General features: G+C 69.3%; 17 protein-coding genes. All 17 read right to left on the reverse strand.

What is annotated here, in order from left to right; genetic code table 11:
- On the reverse strand, nt 1–213 hold a 213-nt coding region (locus F3J18_RS28610; RefSeq protein WP_166915517.1), incomplete at its 3' end, for a hypothetical protein.
- Entirely contained in the window at nt 200–709 is a 510-nt protein-coding gene (locus F3J18_RS28615; RefSeq protein WP_166915519.1) for an aspartyl/asparaginyl beta-hydroxylase domain-containing protein, read from the reverse strand. The genes F3J18_RS28615 and F3J18_RS28610, both read right to left, overlap by 14 nt.
- Before the next feature lie 28 nt (nt 710–737).
- A complete protein-coding gene (locus tag F3J18_RS28620; protein ID WP_166915521.1) occupies nt 738–1,541 on the reverse strand; it encodes a hypothetical protein in 804 nt (267 codons plus the stop codon).
- Nucleotides 1,542–1,560: 19 nt separating this feature from the next.
- The gene (locus F3J18_RS28625; protein WP_025100924.1) at nt 1,561–2,262 is read right to left on the reverse strand and encodes a hypothetical protein; all 702 of its coding nucleotides are present in this window, start codon (nt 2,260–2,262) and stop codon (nt 1,561–1,563) included.
- Between the two features lie 33 nt (nt 2,263–2,295).
- On the reverse strand, nt 2,296–3,264 hold the full coding sequence (locus F3J18_RS28630; protein WP_025100923.1) for a hypothetical protein: 969 nt from the start codon (nt 3,262–3,264) through the stop codon (nt 2,296–2,298).
- An 80-nt stretch (nt 3,265–3,344) separates the two neighbouring features.
- The gene (locus F3J18_RS28635) at nt 3,345–7,043 is read right to left on the reverse strand and encodes a hypothetical protein (protein WP_166915523.1); all 3,699 of its coding nucleotides are present in this window, start codon (nt 7,041–7,043) and stop codon (nt 3,345–3,347) included.
- Nucleotides 7,044–7,055: 12 nt separating this feature from the next.
- Nucleotides 7,056–7,898, reverse strand: coding sequence for a hypothetical protein (locus tag F3J18_RS28640; protein ID WP_166915525.1), 843 nt, complete (start codon nt 7,896–7,898; stop codon nt 7,056–7,058).
- Between the two features lie 56 nt (nt 7,899–7,954).
- A complete protein-coding gene (locus F3J18_RS28645; RefSeq protein ID WP_166915527.1) occupies nt 7,955–8,980 on the reverse strand; it encodes a phage tail protein in 1,026 nt (341 codons plus the stop codon).
- Complete coding sequence (locus tag F3J18_RS28650) at nt 8,980–10,095, reverse strand: hypothetical protein (RefSeq protein WP_166915529.1); 1,116 nt, start codon at nt 10,093–10,095, stop codon at nt 8,980–8,982. Before F3J18_RS28650 ends, F3J18_RS28645 begins: the two co-directional genes overlap by 1 nt.
- A complete protein-coding gene (locus F3J18_RS28655; RefSeq protein WP_166915531.1) occupies nt 10,092–13,334 on the reverse strand; it encodes a hypothetical protein in 3,243 nt (1,080 codons plus the stop codon). The genes F3J18_RS28650 and F3J18_RS28655 overlap by 4 nt, the downstream gene beginning before the upstream one ends.
- A 24-nt stretch (nt 13,335–13,358) precedes the next feature.
- On the reverse strand, nt 13,359–13,559 hold the full coding sequence (locus F3J18_RS28660; RefSeq protein ID WP_025100917.1) for a hypothetical protein: 201 nt from the start codon (nt 13,557–13,559) through the stop codon (nt 13,359–13,361).
- Nucleotides 13,560–13,573: 14 nt separating this feature from the next.
- Nucleotides 13,574–13,963, reverse strand: a complete 390-nt coding sequence (locus F3J18_RS28665; RefSeq protein ID WP_013690014.1) for a GPW/gp25 family protein — start codon at nt 13,961–13,963, stop codon at nt 13,574–13,576.
- Between the two features lies 1 nt (nt 13,964).
- Complete coding sequence (locus F3J18_RS28670) at nt 13,965–14,378, reverse strand: PAAR domain-containing protein (RefSeq protein WP_013690015.1); 414 nt, start codon at nt 14,376–14,378, stop codon at nt 13,965–13,967.
- Between the two features lie 10 nt (nt 14,379–14,388).
- Nucleotides 14,389–15,012: a phage baseplate assembly protein V gene (locus F3J18_RS28675; protein ID WP_036056613.1), complete on the reverse strand. Its 624-nt coding sequence runs from the start codon at nt 15,010–15,012 to the stop codon at nt 14,389–14,391.
- Complete coding sequence (locus F3J18_RS28680) at nt 15,009–16,052, reverse strand: contractile injection system protein, VgrG/Pvc8 family (RefSeq protein ID WP_036032122.1); 1,044 nt, start codon at nt 16,050–16,052, stop codon at nt 15,009–15,011. Before F3J18_RS28680 ends, F3J18_RS28675 begins: the two co-directional genes overlap by 4 nt.
- Nucleotides 16,045–16,689, reverse strand: coding sequence for a hypothetical protein (locus tag F3J18_RS28685; RefSeq protein ID WP_013690018.1), 645 nt, complete (start codon nt 16,687–16,689; stop codon nt 16,045–16,047). The genes F3J18_RS28680 and F3J18_RS28685 overlap by 8 nt, the downstream gene beginning before the upstream one ends.
- Nucleotides 16,689–17,006, reverse strand: a 318-nt coding sequence (locus F3J18_RS28690) for a hypothetical protein (RefSeq protein WP_166915533.1), incomplete at its 5' end; no start/stop codon positions are given. The genes F3J18_RS28685 and F3J18_RS28690, both read right to left, overlap by 1 nt.

Here is a 17,006-nt window from a genome sequence, read left to right on the forward strand (position 1 = left end):
CTGGAGCCGCTCCGAGGCGCCCGGCGCGGCCTCGGGCTGCGCCTCGGCGGTGCGGCCAGGGCCGGCGGCCGGCACGCTCGTGTCGTCGCTGCCTTCGCTGCCGTCGAGCTGGCGACGCAGCAGCGCGCGCTCGATCAGGGTGTCGCCGAGTTCGCGCAGCGCGTCGAGCAGCGCGGCATTGTCGGCATAGGGGGCTTCGTCAACGGCAGGCATCGGCATCGCTCGCGGCGGATTTGAGGAAGTCGGCCAGCAGCACGATGCGCGGCGCGTCGCTGCGGTTCCAGGCCGCGTGCTCGGCGGTGTCGTCGAACACGAAGCACTCGCCGGGCACCCAGCGGCGCGTCTCGCCGCCCACGCGCAGCGCGCAGTCGCCCTGCGCGCGCAAGGCGAGGTGCAGCCGCAGCACGGCGCCGCTGTAGCCGACGTGCGGCGCGATCTCGGTGCCGGGCGCGAGCCGCGAGAAGCCGGCGTGCTGCAGGCCTGGCACCGTTTCGAGCAGGCGCGCCGTGGACGGGCAGAACACGCAGTTCTCGAGCAGCGGCCGACCCGCCAGATAAAGGCCGTAGACGTCCCAGCCGCGGTTGTAGAGCTCGCGCTCGGGCCACGCGTCGAATTCGCCAGGCAGCAGGGCATCGCACTCGTCGCGAACGATCTGCCAGCCGCGCTCGAGCGTCGCGAGGAACGGGAATGCCGAGGACGGATGGAACATGCTGCCTCCGTTCAGAGGGGGAAGGGGCTCACCAGAACAGCCGCCAGGCGCCGCCGAGCCACACGCCGTGGCCCTGCAGCGTGATGCGGTACTGGCCCGGCACGACCGGAAAGCCGCGCGCCTGGTGGTAGCGCGTGCCCGAATGCACGAACAGCGCGCCGCTGCGATAGGCATGCTCGCGCGTCGGCGCATGGCGCAGCCGCGCCTGCTGGTGCGCGCCGTCGCCGGTTGGCGCGGCCTCGTGCCCGAAGCCCCAGAGCCGCATGCCGGCCCCGGCCTCGGGCAGCGCGAGCGGCAGCGTGAAGGACAGCGTGGCGAGCGGCGTGGCCTCGCCGGCGAGCCGCGCTCGCGCATCGAGACCGAGCGCGAGATGCGCGGTATCGACATGGATCGGATTGCCGGGAAACGCATCGCCGTCGCGCTGTCGGAACCAGTCGCCATGCAGCACGTCGTGCTCGGCGCGTGCGGCGAATTCGGCATGGGCGCCGAAGATGTGGAAGCCGGGCAGCGCCGTGTCGGGCTCGGTCTCGGCCAGGTAGGCCACGGCGGCGTCGAGCCGCGCGGCAAGTGTCGCGGCGACGCTGGCGTAGAGCGCGCCGAACTGCGCGAGCAGCAGCGGGTTGTAGCGCGCGGCGAGCCGCGCGTAGGGGCGCGCCGGGTTCGCGGTGAGATCGTAGTAGTTGGTGGCGCCGAGCGTGTGGAACGGCAGGCGCGCATGACGCGCGATCCAGAACGCGTCGAGGTCGTGCAGCCGCTCGACGAGCGCGGCGGCGCCGGCCGCGTCGAGCAGCGCATGCTCGAATTCGAGGGGGTCCGGGGTCTCGCCATTCATCGTCGCCTCGCCATCGGGCTCACCAGTAGAGAATGAAATGGCCGTCGTCGCGCCGCAGGCCATGCCCTTGCAGCGTGATGCGCTCGACGCTGCCGTCGCAGGCGAGCACCGCCTGGTGCGTGACCAGCCCGTCGTGGACGATCAGCATGCCGTCGCGGTACGGGAAGAATTCGGGCGCGCCCAGTTGCGCCGCTTCGCCCGCCTCGCCGCTCCATTGGTTGAGGCCGCTGCCGGGTGGCGTGGACAGCGACAGCGTGAAGCTGACGAGGTCGCCCGGCCCGGGCCGCCGGCCCGGATAGACGTCCTGGAACTGCAGGTCGCGGTGCACCTTGGCGACCGGGCCGCCGAACACGGGGTTCGGCAGGTAGATGTGGAAACCGGGCAGCGCCGCGTCGTCGGCGAGTGCCGCCGGCGCGCCGAGGCAATCGGCGAGCGCGGCGGCAACCCGGTCGAGCAGCGGCTGGAACATGCCGGCCAGCAGCGCGTTGCTGGCGCGGCGCGCGGCGCCGTCGTGATAGAGGCCGGTGCCGCCGCCGGCACAGTCGAGATAGGCGGCCAGGCCGAGCGTGTAGAACGGCACGAGCGGATGACGCTGGCGCCAGTGGGCGCGCGCCAGCATCACTCGCATCACCCACGCCTCGCGTGCGTCGTCGTCGAGCAGGTCCAGGTGGACCGGCTCCTGCCATTGCCTAGCCGGCGCGGGGGCGAAGCTGCCGTTCATGCGTGCGATTCCCTTCGGTTCAGGCCGGCGCCGTCACGCCTGGCCCTGCGTGCCGTCGCCGACGATGCGCGTCAGGGCCCGCGTCAGCAGGCGCCGCTCGTGGTTGGATAGCGGCTGGCCGACCACCTCCTGGAGGCTGTCGAGGAACAGGTCGATATTGCGCTTGATCAGCACCAGATCATGACGGTTCGCGTCGTTGTCGTTGATCTGCACGAGCGCGCGCACGCCGTCGGCGAACAGCGCGCGGTGCTCCGTCGAGATGCTGCGCCCGCTCAGTTCGACGAAGGCGGCGATCACGGACTGCAGATCGGCGTCGGCGACGCGATTATCGGCCGCCTCGCCCGGCGGCGTGGCCGAACACACGATCCGGCGTAGCGCGGATGCGAACTGACGGCGTTCGATTTCGCCGCTGGCGGGCTTGATGGTGTCGCCGAGCACCTGGATCAGGTCGTCGACGCGGCCGTCGATCACGCGCTGCGTGGAGGCGAGCATCGAGGCGCGCAGCGCGCCCGACTGGATCTCGCCGCGCAGTTGCGAGAACGCGTCGGCCATCGCGCTGACCACGCCGCCGCCCGCGCTGGCCGTGCCGCCCAGGCCGCCGTGATCGACCGGAATCCAGTAGAACTCGACCTTCGGCGCCGGAACGAAGTCGGGCACCGCGGTCAGCCGCACCGTCCAGACTTCGCCGCGGCGCACCGGCAGCGTGAACGAGCCGGGCACCGGCACATAGACGTTCTGCGGTCCCTTCTTCGACGGCTGGCTCGGCAAGTGGTAGGCCACGCCGGTGGCGTAGACGAAGCTGGTGAGCGCGCCGCCGGCACCCGCCGTGGAGCCTTCGAAGGTGCCGAAATAATTGAGCGACTGGCCGCTGGCCGGCTGGCCGATGGTGGCCATCACGAAGCCGTCGGTGGCGGCGGTCTGGCTGAATTCGCCCTGGGCATTGAGGTTGCCCTGATTGTAGGCGGTGCGTGCTCCGAACGTCATGGCTGCTGGGGTCGACATCGTAATCTCCCGGGTTGACACGGTTGGATGGTTCGCGATGGGTCGGAAAGCGCGCGGCGGCTCGCGGCCGCCGCGCGGGGTCACTCACGGTCGGCGCCCGACCCGTCGCCGACCAGGCGCACCAGCGCCCGGGTCAGCATGCGCCGCTGTCCTGTGTCGAACTGCGTGTTGACGACTTTCTGCACGTTGTCGAGGAACAGCTCGATGTTCTGCCGGATCAGGTTCAGATCGTGGCGGTTCTCGGCCGTGTCGTTGATGCGCACCAGCGCGGCGATGCCGTCGGCCATCAGCGAGCGTTCGCCGCCGTCGAGGCTGCGGCCGATGGCTTGCGCGAACGCGTCGACCAGCGTCGCCACGCTGGCCTGGAAGCCCTCGGACGTGGTGTGGACCGGCGCCGTGCCGGGTGCGCAGACGATCTTCGCGAGCTCGTCGGTAAAGCGCTGGCGGGCCGCGTCGTCGGGGTTCATGTGCACGGCGTCGCCGAGCACGCGCGTGAGATCGCCCATGCGCTGGTCGATCGCCTCTTGCGAGGCGCCGATCATGCCGCCGAGCTGGCCGGCGTGCAGCGCCTCGCGCAATGTCGCGATCTGCGCGGCCAGGCCGCCGCCGGGAAACGCGCTGACGCCGGCGGCTGGGCCCCGCGCTTCGTCGTCGGTCGAGCCGGACTGCGGGTCGGCCGGTACGTCGGCCGCGTCGGCTGTCGCTGCCCCGGCATCGGCCGCATCGGGCGGCGCGGCGCGTGCGGGGGCGGGGGCGGCATATGCCGCCGCGCCGCCGCCGGGCTGCGGCCGGCTCATCAGCATCGAGGACGCGGTGTTGCTGCCGAACGGCACCCAGTAGAACTCCACCGACGGGTTGTTGCCCGAGTCGTTGGGCGAGGATTCCAAATCGATCTTCCAGGTTTCTCCCTTCCTGACGAACAGCGTGAAGGTGCCGGGCACGGGAATGCGCGTCTTGCCCTTCTTGCCGCTGTCGACGGTCTGGGCGATGCCCAGTGCGTACGTGAAGGTGGTCGGGGAATTTTCGTCGACGAACGTGGTGCCGGTGAGCAGGCCATAGTAATCGCCGCCGCCGAGGCTCGGATTGCCGACCGTCGCGGTCACGCAGCCGTCGGTCAAGGCCACCTGCTTGAAGGTACGCGAGGAGGAGTTGCCGCTCATGTCCTTCCACGAATACGCCTGGCGCACGCCGAGCATCGCCACCGTGCCGTTCACGCTGAGCGCATTGCCCACGGTCAACTGCTGGGCCGTCGCGCTGGTGGCGGTGAGCGAGGTGGCCGTGAGGCCCGATTTGTCGACCGTCAGCGCGGGCGGGTTCTGGCCTTTCTCGCCCACGCTGAGCAGCGTCTTGCCGCTGTCGTCGCCTTGCACCGCCACGCTGACGGTAGCCGTCAGCGTCTTGACCTCCAGATCGTCCACGTCGAGGCTGCCGGTGGTGAAGTTGACGTCGCCGTCCACCTGCAGCACGTAGCGGCTCTGCACGCTGCCGAGCGGCACGTTGATCGCCACCGTGTTGCGCAGCGGGCTGTCGGGCGCGTCGCTGATCTTGTTGGCCACCACCAGCATGGCCGGCGGCTCGTCGTCGGCGTCGGGGTCGGGGTTCACGCCGAAGTAGCCGAGCACGGACGGCGTGATCAGGAACGCCGAGGTGGCCGCGAACAGCTGCTCGTCGGGCGGCGAACCGCCGTCGGGCAGCACCAGCGTGAGCGAGGTGTCCGAGTCGACCGTCTTCACGCGCATCCATTCGGGCAGCGCGACGCTCCTGGCGACGGTCAGCGTGGTGCCGGGCACCAGCGGCGCGGCGCTGCCGCCCGCGATCGTCACCTGGGTGCCGGTGCTGCTGATCGTGCCGTCGCCCTGCTTGTCGGTGCCGTCGGGCGGGCAGTACTGGTAGTCGCTTCCCGCCAGGTCGACGGCGAATGCCGCGTCGATCGTGACCGTCGTGTCGTTGACGATCGCCTTCACCGCGCGCGTCTGCTTGGCGGAGGTGGCGGCGGTGAAGCTCGCGATCACGAGCTTGCCGCCCACCTCGCACTTGGACTTGAATTTCGTGCCGATGCCGGTGATGGTGCTGCCGTCGGAGCTGATCGTGCCGTCCCCCGGCTTCGGCGCGCTGCCGTCGGTCGCGGCGTACTGATAGGCCGATTGCGTGACGATCACCGGCAACTGCTGCTGCACCACCAGTTCGGTGTCGCTGTGGATCTCGCTGATCACGCCGGTGAGTTGCATGACCGAGCCGATCGAGATCAGGTCGCCCACCGATACCTGCTGCGTGAACACGGTCTGGTAGCCCTGCAGCACGCTGTTGCTCAGCGAGGTCACATAACCGCTGCCGACCACCGAGTGCCCGCCGCCGACCGACAGCGAGCCGATCGGGTTGATGTTGCGGATCCCGACGTTGCCGTCGTTGTAATAGAGGTTGCTGGTGGGCGAGCCGACCGTCTCGAGGGTCCAGTAGCTGAGCATGGGCAGGTTCTTCAGCTTCGAGCCGTTGCCCTCGAAGCTCTGCGCGCGCACCGCGCCGTTGGCGAGGATCGAGGCGGCCGTGATCTCGCCGCCCACGTCGAGCGCCGATTGCGGATCGCGATCGATCAGGCCGATGCCGACATAGCGGTTCGGCGCGATGCTCAGCGCGTGGCGGCCCGGGGTGCCGTCGCCGGCATTGACCGCGGCCTGCGTGCCGAGGCCGACCGAGCCGTCGAGCCCGACCTCGACGAGGCTGCTGTTCGCGTCGAGGCCGAAGCGCGCCAGCAGCGCGCGCTGGTAGGTGTAGCTGATGCGATCGAGCGCGGGGTCGAAGGCACGGTCGACCTTGACCAGCTGCTTGTCGGCATCGACCGAGACGATGGTGCGCAACTGGGCGAGGCCGAAGACGGTCTTGCCGTCCCGCTGCAGGGTCACGGGCGGATCGGACCTGAGCTGGTCGCCGATCTGGAAGAACGGCGAGATGGGCACGGTGAAGGTGACGTCGATGCCGTTCGAGCTGATCGCGCCGGGCCCGTCGAAGGTGAGCGGCTGGATCTCAAGGTTCGCGTAGGGCTGGCTGGTGCCGATGCCGAGGTTGTCGAGCGTGTTGACGACGCCGTCGAACTGCGTGCGCGAGGCATCCACTTCGAGCATGACCTGCTTGGCGCTATCGTCGAGCCGGGCCACCAGGCGCGGATAGACGCCCGCGTCGTTCGGATCGACGGCATTGCTCAGCGGCGCGGCAACCGGGTTGCCCGACAGCCCGGCGCCCTCGGCGATCAGCGTCAGCGCGCCGAGCGTGGAGCTCACGTAACGGCGCGCCACCGTGCCGGCACGGTAGTTGATCGCGTTGATGGCGCTCTGGTTCGTGAAGCTGACCACCGCCAGCACGATGTTGAGCCCCGCCTCCTTCAGGTTCAGCATCGGCTGGATCAGCGGCTGTTCGACGATGCGCTTGTAGCCCGACACGCCCGAGGGCTGCTCGGTGTAGTCGGCGTAGAGCTCGGCATAGCTGATGGTCAGGTAGTAGCTCGCGCCCGGCGTGATGTCGGTGAAGCTCACCACCTGGCGCTCGGTCAGGATGATCTGCCGCCCGAGGCTGTCGATCGCCATGCCGGGCAGCACGTCGACCTGGTCCTTCACCTGCGCGGAATCCCACAGCACCTCCAGCCCCGAGGCGATGCCGTAGGTATAGAGGCTGCGGTTGTTCAGGCTCTGCACCGTCATGTGGTACTGCTGCTCGCTGACGAAATCGTCGGTCAGGAGTGCTTCGCCGGCGAAATAGTTCGGGCGCTCGATCGAGAGCTTGCTCATCGCGTCGCTCCGTCAGGCGCCGGCTGCCGGCGAGGCCGGCAGGGCGAGCCAGTTCACCTGCGTGGCCGGCGTGGTGTCGGTGCGCGTGAGCACGGCGGTCACCAGCATCTCGAACGACGAGGTGCCGATCGCCGTGACATTGATCGCGTAGGGGGTGCTGCCGACCACGTTGGTGTGGACCGCGACCGGCGGTTGGCTGAATGCCTGGCTGCCGTCGGCCAGGTAGTCGACCGTCACGGCAAGGCTCTTGCCGGGCTGGGACAACTCGCTGACGTCCACGGTGGCGGTGCCGTAACGCACGCCGCTCATGTCGGGCGCGGTCATTCCGGCGCTCGCGAGGTTCGGGTCCGGCTTCAACACCACCGGCAGCCTGCTCGTCACGCCCACGCGCACGTCCTCGACGGTCTTGATCTTGGTGGTGTTGTCCTCGAGCGTGACCTTCGCGAGCAGGATCATGCTGGTGCTCTTGTCGTCGAGTTTGGCGTTCTTCAGGACGGCGGCCTCGTCGTAGGTGACGCTGTTCTTGTCGGGGGCCGCGTCGGGGTAGCTGAGGAACACGCCGTAGGGGTTGCCGAGGCCGCTGGCTGCCGGCAGCACGTTGTTGCTGTCGCCGGGGAAGACGAGGAAGTCGCCGTCGGCGTCGAAGCCGGTGCCTTCGGTGACCTGGACCGTATCGTCCTGCTTGCTGGGGACCAGCCCGTCGAGCACGCCCGGCGTATAGAGGTAGCGGTTCTGCAGCCGGATCCAGTTCGAGAAATAGTCCTGCTCGGTGCCCATGTTCTGAGCGGTCAGGAACATGCCGTCCTGGTAGTTCAGGCGTACGGCGATGGTGGACGGAATGGTCGGATAGCTCATCGGAAGCGTCTCTTGTCGTGGGCCGTGTGTGGTGTGCCGGATGTCGGTTGGGGTGCTCAGGGGTTGCCGCCGCCGATGCCCAGCAGCGTGTTCACCCCGAGCGTCGCGCTGCTGGCCGCCTGCTTCGGCCGCGGCGGCACGACCGGCAGCCGCATGGTCGGCACGATGCCGATCGTGTAGCGCGTCGCGGCAGGCCGGACCCGGTCGAGCAATTGCGTGATCTGCCTGATCAACTGCTGGATCTGCGTGACGTTGGTGGCGGTCAGCAGGAAATCGGGGTTGTCGTCATTCGGCAGCGTGATCAGCACGTCGAATACCCATGGCGCGTAGCCGGACACCACGGGCCCCGGGTTGGTGTCGCTGTCCTGCAGCACGAACGCGTCCGGCGACTTGCTGTCGTCCCGCACCGTGATGCCGGCGGGCGTCGGGTTGCCGACGGTGACCTTCACGTCGCCCGTTACCGGGTGGGTCTTGCTGCGGTCGCTGTCGTCGGTGTCGCTCTCGCCGAGCGCGACGCCCGTGAGCGTGAGCGGCAGGAACAGCAGGTCGATCAGCATGCCGATACCCTGCGGCGTGCCGCGCATGCGGTACAGCGCGAGACTCTGCGCGATCACGTTGCGTTTCTTGTCGATGTCCCAGCTGCCGTCGGGTACCAGGTCGACCCAGCCGGCCAGCCAGTTCAGGAAGCCGTCGAGCCAGGCCTGGATGGCCGCCTCGGGCGGCTGGGTGGCATGCTGGCCGCCGCTGAAGCGGGCCGCCGGATTGGGCGGCGAGGGCACGCCGATGTAGCGGTTCAGATCGTCGAGGATCTGCACTTCCTGGCTGTGTTCGGCGCCCGAGATCGGCGGAATGAAGCTGGTGTCCTTCGGCGGGAACAGGAACGACAGGCGCGGATAGAACAGGTTGCCGATCACGGCCGAGGCGAGCAGCTCCTGGATGCCGCGTCGGCCGTCGAGCGCCTGGTCGTCGATGCCGGTCAGCAGCTTCTCGAAGATCTTCAGGTAGTCGCCGACGAAGGGCGCGGCGACGTCGCGGTAGATCGCCGGCAGGTAGCGCAGGTATCCCGACGGATCGGTGCTCATCAGGACGCTCCGGTGGCGGTGATGTCGAGGCAGCGCAAGCGCGGCAGGCCGGTATAGCGTTGCGCCGCGCGGCCCGAAGGCAGCTCGGCCAGCAGCGTGTTGGCGCCGAGCTGGGCCATCACGCCGGGCACCAGGGTGGGCAGGTAGGTGTAATCGAAGGCCTCGATATCCTCCACGCCGGGCGTGCCGAGCACTAGATGGGCCAGGTCGTCGGCCGACGGCGCCTCGCCGTAGCGCCAGCCGCCCACGGGGCCGCCGGTGGGCAGCAGGTAGTCGTAGAGCAGCGAGACGAGCGCGCCGAGGATCGGCGCGAGATTCGAGCCGGGCAGGCAGCGCACGGTGATCGTCAGGTCGATCGGCGTGAGCTGGGCGGGCGCGACCAGCAGGGCGTTGCCGGCCACCACGCGCGGCGCCAGGTACTTGCGCACGGCGGTGAGCAGGGTGTTGGTCGCGCCGCTCGCGTCGACGGGCTGGAGCAGCAGCAGGCTGCGCGCGGTGGTGGTCGAGCCCAGGTACTCGCTCTTGTTCGGCCAGCTCGGATAGGTATAGGCGACCGGCGCGTCAGCGAGGATATGGACCACGATCGCCTCGCCGCGCGTGGTGGCGTCGGCGCGTGCCACCATCAGCGGGGTGGTCGCGCCCTTGGCCTGCTGCGCGATCTGCGCGGCGATCACGCGATTGGTCTCCAGCGCCAGTTGCTCGGCATTGGGCAGGGTCAGCGCCATGTACGGCTGCTGCTGGTAGAGCAGCACGTCGCGCTGCAGCGTCGCGCGCGAGACCGGCGGCCCCGATTCGATTTGCGCGAGCGTGGCCTGCAGCGCGAGGAAATCGGCATCGTGCTGCTTCTGCGCGGCGGTGCTGTATTCGGTGACATTGTTGCTGAATGCCAGCCCCAGCACCCAGCGCAGGAAGTTTTCGTCGGTGGTGGTCGGGATCCGGTCGGCCTGGTACAGCAGCGATTCGTCGATCCAGGCGAGCATCTGCAACAGCGTGATGCCGGGGTCGCTGTCGTTGTAGTCGGTCCACTGATCGGTGTACTGCGGGATCCGCCGCACCAGCTCGGTCAGCAGCTGCGCGTAGGTTTGCGTGTCGAGTTTCGGCAGCTCGAAGCTCATGACGCGGCCCCCGTAGCCCCGGTGGCCCCCGTGGCGGCCGCGGTGGCGGTGGCGAGCACCTGCATGGTGCCGGCCACGGGCAACTGGTCGGGCGCGAGCACGATATCGCCGCCCACGCGCCCGTTCAGGCTCAGCGACTGCACCGCGGCGACGCCCGGCAGCGTGCGCAGGAAGCGGTTGATGGTCAGCGCGCGCACCGGCGCGCCGAAGCGCCAGCCCTGCTGGGCCGGGCCGCCGAACACCGGCTGCAGGAACGCGGCGAGCTGCGAGGCAAGCGTCAGTTGCAGCGCGTTGCGCTGGTCGGGCGAACAGTTCGCGCTGATCTGCGCGATCACGTCGACGGCCACGAACGACGGCGCCACGAAGTCGATGCGCGGCGCGAGCGTGGCGAGCGTCTGCGCGCGCACGGTGGAGGCGACCGTGTCGATCATCTGCGGGGTGGTGTACGGCACCGGGTCGAGCGAGCAGGCGAGCAGCGGGATGCGGATCCGGTGGTCCGGCATCTCGATGGCGCGGGCCTGCGCGATCTGCTGGCTCGCCTCGGTCGCCAGCGCGCCGAGATCGTCGAGGTCCACCGCATAACCGTTGGCCTTGACGAGCGCGGGGCCGGTGGCGGCGATATCGTCCGGCGTGTCGCCGCCCACGCCGCCGCGCGCCGCGCTCGGGTTGGTCACGGCGTCGATGCCGCCGATGCCGGGGCGCAGCAGCGTCAGGGTGTTGGCGGCGACGTTGCCGCGCAGCCCCTGGGTGGTGTCGTAGAAGGCCGCCACGATGTTGTTGTAGCCGGCCGGCGGGATCATGCCGTTATAGCCGTCGCCGAAGGTGACCAGGCCGTTCTGGCAGTCGAGCGTGTAGACGCGATCGGCCGGCCCGCACAGCGCGAAGGTGTCGACGCAACGCCAGGTGCGCCCGACGGTGTCCGAGGCGGTGCTGCTGGCCGCCGCGGTGGTGCCGCCCCCGCGCGTGCCGCCGGCGCGTTCGCCATAGCCGCGCGCGCCGGCCGAACCCGAGGCGTCGCCGGAGGCGGTGCCGCTGCCGGCCAGGCTGTCCGACAGCGAGACCGGGCTCGGCGTGTCCTCGATGCCGCGTGGTTCGTCCACGCGCAGCACGAGATCGGGCAGCACGGGCGGATAGGAGACCTGGAAGGTCTGGCCCGGCTGCTGGTTGCTCGAGCCGAGTACCTCCTCGACGATGCTGGTCACGTTGGCGGCCATCACCGAGTTCGGATAGAGGCCGAACACGCGGATCGTGCGCTCGACATGGCCGTTCTCGACGCGCATCCAGTACGCGAGCTGCGAATAGAGCGCGGTGGCGGGCATGGCGGGCGGCACCTGGATGCCGACGATGCCCGAGCGCGACAGCCCGTAGGTGCCGTCGTCGACGGCCAGCGGCTGCCAGACGGCGCCATCGTAGTACTGCCAGGCGAGCGGCCGGGCCGGCTCGGCGCGCTCGCCGTCGATCGACACGTACATCTCGAGCCGGCGCCCGACGGTATCGGTGTCGAAGCCCTCGGTCGCGAATGCGAAGTAGAAGCCGCTCAGTTGCGCGTCGACGGCCACGTAGGGCGCGCTCAGGAAGCGGCTGGCGGTGAACGCGTTATAGGTCCAGAAGCGCGAGGGCGCGGCCGAATAGCGGTAGCCGATATGGAGCGTGCGGATGAACGGCGGCGCGAACTGCGCCTCGCTGAACTGGTAGGAGAAGTTCACGCCCTGCACGTTGTTGAGCCAGGCGATCACGGCGGCTTTCTGGGTGGGCGGCAGGATGCTGTCGGGCACCGTGTCGATGGTATTGGCCACGCTGGTGGTGGTGAAGCCGCCCGGCGCGCCGTAGCCGCCCGAGGCGATCATCGCGCGCAGCCACAGCCCCTCGGCGCCCGTCACGCTGACCGGCTTCATCGCCGGACACAGGAACGCGATGCCGGTGGGGCCGTTGGTGGCGTTGGCCTGCAGCTCGCTGGTGGTGTCGACCCACTGGTACTGGTTGCGCTGCGCGTCGGTCTGGTTGAGCGAATCCCAGGCGGTGCCGTTCCAGAACTGCCAATACAGCACCACCGGGTAGGCCTGGCTCACCGTGGCGAGGTCGAGGTCGAGCGTCACGCGCGCGCCGGTACGCGCGAACACCGCGTCGCTGCGGATGTAGAACGCGTCGTTGGTCTGCGGCGTCTCGCCGAACGGGTAGGCGCCGTTGGCGATATCGAGCGCGATCACGTTGCAGGCGGCCTGCTGCGGCTGGATCGCGTCGCCCTCGAAGGTGCAGAAGCAGCCGTCGATCATCGGCAACTGCTCCGACAGCGCCGAGAGGATCGGCAGGCCCGGCGCGGGGCAGGTCAGCAGCCAGTTGTCCGACGAGGGGTCGGCGAGCGCGGCGGACGGGTCGGAGAAACCCGCGCCCGGGTCCTCGCGCGCATAGAGCGTCTGCACCAGCGCGTCGATCGACATGGCCGGCGCGAGCGGCTGGTCGAGCAGGGTGATGTCGAGCCGGCGCGCGTCGTCCGTGCCGGCCAGCGTCACGGCCAGCGGGCGCAGGCTCGCGTCGAACCATTGCGCGAAATAGTCGGCATGCAGGCGCTCGCCGAGCAGGGTGATGGTGAGTCGCTGCAAGGCCGGATCGGGCTTGAACAGGGTTTCGTCGCCGATCATGAACCAGTGGCCGAGCGGCATCGCGCCGGCATCGGCATCGTTGGCGGCGACGAACACGGGCATGCCGTCGGGCACCGGCGTGCCGGCCAGCGCGGCCTGGACGGCCGGCATCGCGTCGAGGTAGCTGTCCTGCGACGGCATGATCGTCATCGCGGCCGTCAGGCGGGCCGGCACGACGGTGAAGGTCTTGCCGGTCTGGAAGCGGATGTCCTGCGCGTCGGGCGGGATCACGGCGGTTTGCGCCGCCACCTCGCGCGCCGGCTGGCCCGGCTTCAGCGTGAAGGTGATCGGCGCCTGCGCGGGCAGCGGCGGGCGCGGCGCGATGCCGAGGAACTGGAAGAACGACTGGCGGCGCTGATAGGGGATCCGGTTCTCGATCTGCGCCGTGTAGCCGGCCAGTTGCGAGAACAGGTTCAGCAGCACGAGGCCGGGATCCTGGTTGATGGCGGACGCGGTCGCGACCGGATCCGCCTGGGTCGCCGGATCCTGCAGCGGCGCCGGCCAGTTGGTGCTCCACTGCGGCGTGTAGACGGCGGCGAGCGCCAGCGCCTGCCGATAGAAATCGGCGGGCGTGCGGAAGTCGAGGATCGGGTCGTCCATGGCGGCGCTCGGCGCGGGGCGGCCTCAGGCCTGCGTGTCGTCGGGGGCCGCGGACTGGCGGATCTCCTCGCGCAGTTCCTTGAGCACCTGGATCGCGCCGGCGATGCGCAGCAGCGTCTGCTGCAATTCGCGTTGCCGCGCTTCGAGCTGGCGCAACTGCTGCTCGCCGGCGCGATGGTTGTCCTCGAGTTCCTGCAGGCGGGCGGTGATGGCGGCTTCGTTCATGATCGTGATTCGGCTTACTTGAGATAAAAGGGATAAACGAGGTTTTGCGGCTGGTTGCGCTCGCGGATCAGGTAGTCGACCTCGATGCGCAGGCATTGCGGCGTATCGGGGGCGATCGTCACCTGCACCGCGAGCGTCTGGATGCGCGGCTCCCAGCGGTTCAGGGCCTGCGTCACATAGAGCTGCGCGAGGCTCACGGCGGTGGCGTTGCCGGCCGCGAACACCAGTTCGTTGATGCGGCAGCCGAACTCGGGCAGCATTACGCGCTCGCCGGGCGCCGTCTGCAGGATGATCAGGATCGACTGGCGGATGTCGTCGGCGCCGGCGGCCAGCATCACCGTGCCGCCGCGCGTGGCGATGGGGAAGGCCCAGCCCTGGCCGAGGAAGTCGCTTGGCGTGGCCATCTCAGCCGATCAGCACGTTCGACATGCCGGCCACCACCACGGTGGGCGGCGGTGCCTGCGGCGCGCCCGGCGGAATGTCGTGGCAGGTCTCGCAGATATCGCCCATGCGCGCCGCGCCGCGGCCGTTGATGCGCACCGTCGTGCTGCCGAACACCACGCGGCCGAGGTTGGTGGGCGGCACCTGGAAGGCGCCCGAGCTCGGGATATGGGGCGGAATGTTCTGCGCCATCGAGCCGACCGTGGCGGCCGGGCGGCTGTTGATCCGCACGTTCAGGCTCATCTGCATCGAGAGCTTGCCGTTGAACGGAAACGGCTGCGGCGTCGGCACCGGGCCGCCCGGGCTCGGTACCAGCACGATATGGATGTCGGCGGCGTTGACGATGCTGTCGCCCATCTTGGCGGCGGGTTGTCCCATCTGCGCGCTCCTAGTTCAGGTCGATCATGGTGGCCGTCAGCTTCAGGCTCTGGCCGCCCTGCAGTGCCAGGCTGGCCTCGCCGAGGCTGGCCTTCACGTTGCCGGCCGTGTTGCGCACCGTCACCTGCGAGCCGGTCAGCGTGAGCGTGCCCTTCGCGGTGATCGACAGGTCGCCTTCGCTGCTGAGGCTGATGGTATTGCTCGAGGTGTCGATCTGGATGCGGTTCTGCTTGGCGTCGACGATCGTCACGCCGCCGCCGTTGGGCGAATCGTCGAGCGTGATGGTCTTGCCGTTGCGGGTGCGGATCACGCGCACGTCCTGCTGGCTGTCGGTCGGTACCGGCGGTTTCTGCGCGCCGTTCCAGAGGAAGCCGATCACGTAGGGCTTGCTCGGGTCGCCGTTGGCGAACGCGAGCAGCGCCGAGTCGCCGATCTGCGGCAGGAACAAGGCGCCGGTGTTCGGGCCGGCGAAGAAGCTGGTGATCTGGGCCCAGTCCGATTCGATTTCCGCGCCCTTGAGCACGAAGCTCACCTTCACGCGCCCGTAACCTTCCGGATCGCGCGTGTCGGCCACCTTGCCGAGCGTCACGCCGAGCGCGAGCGAGTCGAGCGCGAGGGTGTGGTCGGGAGTCATATGCCGGTTCTCCGCAGTGTGAATTCGGTCTGGTAGCCGTCCTCGACATCGAACGTGTGGGTGCTGGAGGTGATGTAGTAGATGCCGTTGAAGCGCTGGCTCAGCCCGGTCAGGCGCACGTTGATGCCGGCCACCAGGCTGGCGTCGCCGAGCACGCTGGTGCGGCCCTCGATGAAGCCGGCCAGGTTGCGCTGGTATTGCGCGGCGGCCACGCTTTGCAGCGCCTCGGGCGTGACGATGTTGGGCCGCTCGTAGCGCACCGACGAATCGGGGAAGCTGCTGGCGGCCTGGTAGCCCGTCTCGCTGCCGCCCATCCGGTCGCGCGCGGTGCCGCTCGACACGGTGGCCGACAGCGGCTGGTTCGAGACGATGTCGTAGCTGCTGACGCTGACCTGCTGGCCCAGCGTCGGCACCCGCAGCTTGAGATCGAGATCGTCCACGTCGGCCGGGAAGTTCAGCGTGCGCACGGGGCTCGCGCCCTCGGCGCCAGGGCGGAACACCAGCGTGGTGCCGTCCATCAGCAACTCGTAGTTGAGCTGCGCGCAGCGCGCCATCAGGAAGTCGTAATTGGTCTGGTTGCTCTGCAGCACATAGTCGTTGACGATGCCGGCGCGGCCCTGCGTGTCGATCGCGAGCCCCGCGTCGGCGGCCACCTGCGCGGCGATGTCGGTATCGCTCGCCTGCTGGAAGGTACGCGTGCGCGTGCCGAACTTGAGCCGGTACATCTTGTCGAAGCCGCGCACCGTGACGGTCGAGTAGCGGCTGAAATGCGGCTCGATCGCGGTGATCTCGCCGGTCACCAGCTGGGTCAGCGTGTCGATGCCCAGCGAGATCGAGATCGCGTCGCCGGGGGCGAACGCATCGAGGTTGACGTCCTGCCAGGCGCCGGTGGACGACACGATGTTCAGCGTGAAGCTGAACATGGTCGGCACGTTGATCTCGTGCTGGACCGTCACGCTGCTCACCGCGGCGGATACCGCGCTCGACAGCGCCTGGCGGTTCTTCATGATCCGGAACCCGCCGGTCAGCACCTCAGACATAGGCGGCCCCGTTGAACGATTCGCCGTGCGTGTCGATGATCACGAGCGTGCGGCCGATGTCCTGGCGGCGCGGGAAGTTCAGCGGATCGTCGATGCCGTTGGTCTCGGCGATCAGCCGCCACTGGCCTGGATCGCCGAGGGTGCGCTGCGCGATCAGGTAGAGCCGGTCGTTCTCGGTCACCTGCCAGAGCCGGCGGCAATTGAAATAGCCCTGCGCGCGCAGGTCTTCCTCGGGCGTGAGCACCGACTTGAGCGTGACGCTGAGCTCGGCGCGCACCGGCACGCCCGAGGACAGGAACATCGTGAACTTCTGGTCGAGCTTGCTGATCATGCCCACGAACAAGGGCCCCGCCCAGGTGAATACCACCACCGGCGGTTCGCGGCGCTCGGCCGTGCCGATGGTGGGCTGCGTGAGCGCGGCGATCCGGTTGGTGAGCGCGCGCACGTCGCTCTGCTTCTCGTAGGTGTCGAAGAACAGCGAGACGGTCAGGTCGTCGTCGTCCACGCGCTGGAACTGCACGTTCGAGCCCTGGCCCTTCAACTGCACGGTCTTGTTCAGCGACAGCTCGGTGGGGTTGTACATCACCGGGATCTCCTCGCCGGTCTTCTGCACCACGATCTTGGCCATTTCGAGCATCAGCGCGCTCCCTTTCGATAGCGTTCGGCGTTGACCCGGCCGGCCAGCGCGGATTCGATGCCGCGCACCAGCGAGCGCATCAGCGCGGGCGAGTGCAGCGTGTCGGCGACGGTGGCGCGGATCTGCTCGACATGCTCGCGGCGATGGAGGATCTCGCGGACTACCTGGGTGCGCACCGTGGTCTCGATATGGCGGATCTCGCGCTCGAGCTCCACCGCGCTGCGGCCGGCGGCGCGGCGGTAGGCATGCGCGGGCGGCGGCATGCGCGTGTCGCCGTAGCGGACCAGCACGGGCCCGGCCGGCTCGGCGGCGGCTGG

This window comes from Burkholderia sp. Ax-1720 (assembly GCF_011753035.1).
GTDB lineage: Bacteria > Pseudomonadota > Gammaproteobacteria > Burkholderiales > Burkholderiaceae > Burkholderia > Burkholderia gladioli.